The organism is Thiobacillus sp., assembly GCF_024708915.1.
Window position 1 is genome coordinate 1 of sequence record NZ_JANJXQ010000102.1, and the last position, 3,805, is coordinate 3,805.

5 protein-coding genes are annotated in these 3,805 nt (G+C 63.6%); 1 reads left to right on the forward strand and 4 read right to left on the reverse strand.

From position 1 onward, the window contains the following. From Q0L94_RS07825 to Q0L94_RS07840, 4 genes are all read right to left on the reverse strand, one after another. Window positions 1-125 (reverse strand): thiosulfate oxidation carrier complex protein SoxZ (locus tag Q0L94_RS07825; RefSeq protein WP_366799312.1); only part of this gene is annotated, 125 nt, incomplete at its 3' end. A 58-nt stretch (window positions 126-183) separates the two neighbouring features. Further along, window positions 184-651 (reverse strand): thiosulfate oxidation carrier protein SoxY, encoded by a 468-nt coding sequence (gene soxY / locus Q0L94_RS07830; RefSeq protein ID WP_296752121.1) that lies wholly within the window; start codon window positions 649-651, stop codon window positions 184-186. A 33-nt stretch (window positions 652-684) separates the two neighbouring features. After that, entirely contained in the window at window positions 685-1,053 is a 369-nt protein-coding gene (gene soxX / locus Q0L94_RS07835) for a sulfur oxidation c-type cytochrome SoxX (protein ID WP_296752124.1), read from the reverse strand. A 198-nt stretch (window positions 1,054-1,251) separates the two neighbouring features. After that, a complete protein-coding gene (locus Q0L94_RS07840; RefSeq protein ID WP_296752125.1) occupies window positions 1,252-2,712 on the reverse strand; it encodes a M48 family metalloprotease in 1,461 nt (486 codons plus the stop codon). A 40-nt stretch (window positions 2,713-2,752) separates the two neighbouring features. Here Q0L94_RS07840 and moaC point away from each other — a divergent pair, with 40 nt between their 5' ends. Beyond that, entirely contained in the window at window positions 2,753-3,244 is a 492-nt protein-coding gene (gene moaC / locus Q0L94_RS07845) for a cyclic pyranopterin monophosphate synthase MoaC (protein ID WP_296752128.1), read from the forward strand. Window positions 3,245-3,805: the final 561 nt, after the last annotated feature.

Sequence of the window (3,805 nt, forward strand, 5' to 3'; positions counted from 1 at the left end):
GCGGGCACCAGCTGGCCGGTCTTGGCGTCTTTGCGCAGGCCGGTTTCCATCGGGTGGTTCATCAATACTTTGACGTCGGCGACGTCGCCTGCCATGGTGGCGCGGATACGCATGGGTTCAGCCATTTGGCTTTCCTTTCTAAAAAGAATTCAGTTCAACGAATGATGTCTGGCCGGGCCGGGATCAGCCGCCGCAGCCGCCGATGGTGACCTTGACTTCCTTGGCCGCGGTGTAGGATTTGCCGCCGGCGTTGACCACCGCACGAACCAGCGAAGTCTGGCCCATCTTGATGCGGGTGGAAATGTAGCCCTGGGTACCGCCCGACAGGTTGTAGGAGCCGACCAGGGGAGTGGCGTTCTTTTCGGCGAGGATGGCGATGCTGGTCGTGCCGGCGATGCTGCTGGTGACTTCCACCGGCACTACCGAACCGTTCTCGGCGATGTCCGGCGCCTTGATGGTGATCTCCTTGCTGTCGGCCGGGCCGGTCGTGCCGAGACCCTTCATCGCGTCGCCGACGCTCTTGGCCTCGAAGGCGGCCTTGTTCCAGGCTGCCAGCGCCTGGGTGGGCTTCAGCAGGCCGGCGGCCACGGCGATGGCCACGGTGCCTGCGCCTGCGGCGCCTTTCAGTACGTTTCTACGAAGTGCATTCATTGCATATCTCCTTGTTGAAAAATCTGCGGGTAATTACAGACCGTAAATGAAATCGGTCACTTTATCGATTTCGGCTTCCGTCAGCACGCCGTGCTTGCCGAACGGAATCATGCTGCTGGAGGGGTTGGCGACGGTCGAATCCCAGATCTGGGCACGCAGCTTGGCTTTGTCGGGGAAGCGCGCGCTCATGGCGATCAGGGGCGGGCCATACATGCCGGTGGATTCCGCATCGGGCACGGTCGGCATGCCGTGGCAGGCCAGGCAGTTGCCCTTGGCACGGTTGAACGCGATCTCCTTGCCGGTTTCCTCCTTCTTGGCGGCGGTCGCCTGTGCCAGCGCCGTACCCGACAACATGATCGCGCTGATCGCGCAGGCCGTTGCTATTTGATGCAACTTACGCATAGTCATCCTCCTAAATTATTGACATGGTTATGAAAGCGCTTGCCGCTGCCCTGCAGTGAACGCTATCCAGTTATGGATGGGACAAAGCATAGTGGAATTTGTTTTTGGCATGCAAGGCCGGGTACGAATCTTTACGTGCAAATCGCAGGGTAATTTCCTACCAGCCCCGCCCGAATATGGCGGCTGTGCGCGCCGTCGCTAGTTTTTCCGCTGCGATTTTTCGATCTCCTGCCATTCGCGCCGCCGCGCTTCGGCCGCCGACATTTCGTGGAAACTGCCGTCGCCGGCCTTGATGCCGAGGGTGATCTGTTCGATGGCGGCAACCAGGTTGCCGCTCAATGCCGCCGCTTCGGCCTGGGCGCGATGGCCGAGCAGACGGTGCCCCAACTGGGCGTGAGTCTGGGCGGCCAGCCGCCACAGGCGGCGGTCGAGCGGATACAGCGCAAGTTGCCCGTCGACCTGGGTCTGCGCATCGTTGCTGCGGCCTGCCGCCAGCAATGCGCTGATGTAGCCGTACTGCAAGGGACGGTAGCCGGGGTGGGCGCGGCTGCCGGCCTGGTAGCGCTGCAAGGCAAGCGCCTGGTTGCCCGCGGCCAGTGCGGTGTTGGCAATCAATAGCTGGATCATCGGGTTGCCGGTTTTGCCGGACGGCAGTTTCTGCGCTTCGGCCTCGGCGTCCTTGAACTGGCGCGCGCGGATCAGCGCGGCAACCAGGCCATAACGAGCGGCGGTTTCGCTGTTGTAGCGTTTTTCATCGAGCGCCCTGCGCGCAGCCAGCACGGCATCCTGCGCGCTGTCTTCCTGCGCACGCAGGCGGGCGCGCACCAGCTGAAAATCGAGGCTGTCCTCAACCTGCTGATAAGGTGCGGTTTCGCTGCGCGACTCCATGTCGGCGATGCGGTCGGTGGTGAGCGGATGGGTGCGCAGATAGGCCGGGGCGCTGGTGTCGTAAAACCGGTTGGCGCGCTGCAGGCGGCTGAAAAAACCGCTCATGCCGCGCACGTCGTAGCCGCTGCGGTTCAGCATGTCGTAACCCAGGCGGTCCGCCTCGCGCTCGTAATCACGGCTGTAGTTGAGCTGATTCTGGATGGAATAGGCCTGGGTGGTGGCGATGGCGGCGCCGGCCACGTTGGAATTGGAGCGCGACGCCAGCAGCGCCAGCGCCAGCGCGGCCATGGTCGGCCATTGGCTCTGGCTTTGCGCGGCGACCATGCGCGCGATGTGGTCCTGGGTGACGTGGGCGATCTCGTGCGCGATCACGCTCGCCAGCTCCGATTCGCTTTGCGCGGCGAGCAGGAGGCCGGTGTGGATGCCGATGTTGCCGCCCGGCATGGCGAATGCGTTGATCGACGGGTCGCCGACCACGAAGAAGGTGAATTCGCGCTGGTTGCGCGTGCTCACGGAAACCAGCTTGTAGCCGAGCTGGTTGAGGTAGGTCTCGATCTCGGGGTCGTCGAGGTATCGCGGGTCGGCGTACACGTCGCGCATGATGGCGCGGCCCATCGCCTGTTCTTCCTGGTCGGAAAAATACTGGCGCGAGACTTCGCCGAGGTCGGGCAGGTCCGCCGCGGCGACGGGCTGCGCGGCGAGGGCGAACGCGAGCGCGAGGCGTTTCAGCAACGCACCGCGGGGCGCGTGTTCGGAGGAGAATGCTGGCATTTCGTTTAGGATGCGCAAATCACCGACAAGTTTCCTGGACATGAGCGAATTCACTCATTTCGACGAGCGCGGCCGCGCCGTCATGGTCGACGTGGCCGACAAGGCGGACACCCGGCGCGTGGCCGTTGCCGCCGGGCGGATCACCATGTTACCCGATACGCTGGCGCGCGTTCTCGGTGGCCAGGCGGCCAAGGGCGATGTCCTCGGGATCGCGCGCATCGCGGCGATCCAGGCAACCAAGCGCACGGCCGACCTGATTCCGCTCTGCCACCCGATCGCGCTCACCCGGGTGAGCGTCGAATTCAGCCACGACGACGCCTCGTCGTCGATCACCTGCACCGTCACCGCCGAGACCGTCGGCAAGACGGGGGTCGAGATGGAGGCGCTGACCGGCGTCAGCGTCGCGCTCTTGACCATCTACGACATGTGCAAGGCGGTCGACCGCGGCATGGTCATCGGCGATGTCGGTCTGCTGGAGAAGCAGGGCGGGCGCTCGGGGCATTGGCGTCGGGTACCCCCGGCATCCGCTTAGCCGACGCGCGTTCCCCCGTACCTGCGGGCCGCCCCGCGAACCCGGTCCGTCTCCTGTTGTGTCCCCTCCGAATGCTTCCGCGCACGCAAGCGCGAGGTGCTGCAAGTCTGTCGCCGACGGGGGCGGCCTGCCTCCGCGTCGTGCCGGCAAACGGGGTCACCGGGTATTAAATGCTGGAATCCAGATGCATGTTTTGCCGGCTGCTCGCCGCATGCCGGTGCGCATGTTCGCCCCGCGCCGGCCCTGCGCGCCGAAGGCGATGGGGCGCGGCCTCGTCAGACGTTCAAGTCGGCCCTGGCGACGCCGCGTGCCGGTCAAGATAGCGGAAATCAGGATGTGCAAGTCGGTAATTATTAAGGGTTTTTCTTCGATGGTTTCTTATAGGCCCATCAAGCTTTTTGCTTGCCATGCTTGCGGCTTGAAGTGCAAAATAACAAAATATTAGAAACTTGTAATATAAAGCCGTCCCCGCAGCATCCAGTGCCGATGCGCTGGCGCTGCTTCCAGCAGTCACCTAGTGTGTATATCCGGGCAGGGAGAAGAGCGGTTCCATCACGGAGC

Coding starts and splice junctions, on each gene's coding strand:
- moaC (WP_296752128.1), top strand. CDS start 2,753: ATGAGCGAATTCACTCATTTCGACGAGCGCGGCCGCGCCGTCATGGTC.
- soxX (WP_296752124.1), bottom strand. CDS start 1,053: ATGCGTAAGTTGCATCAAATAGCAACGGCCTGCGCGATCAGCGCGATC.
- soxY (WP_296752121.1), bottom strand. CDS start 651: ATGAATGCACTTCGTAGAAACGTACTGAAAGGCGCCGCAGGCGCAGGC.
- Q0L94_RS07840 (WP_296752125.1), bottom strand. CDS start 2,712: ATGCCAGCATTCTCCTCCGAACACGCGCCCCGCGGTGCGTTGCTGAAA.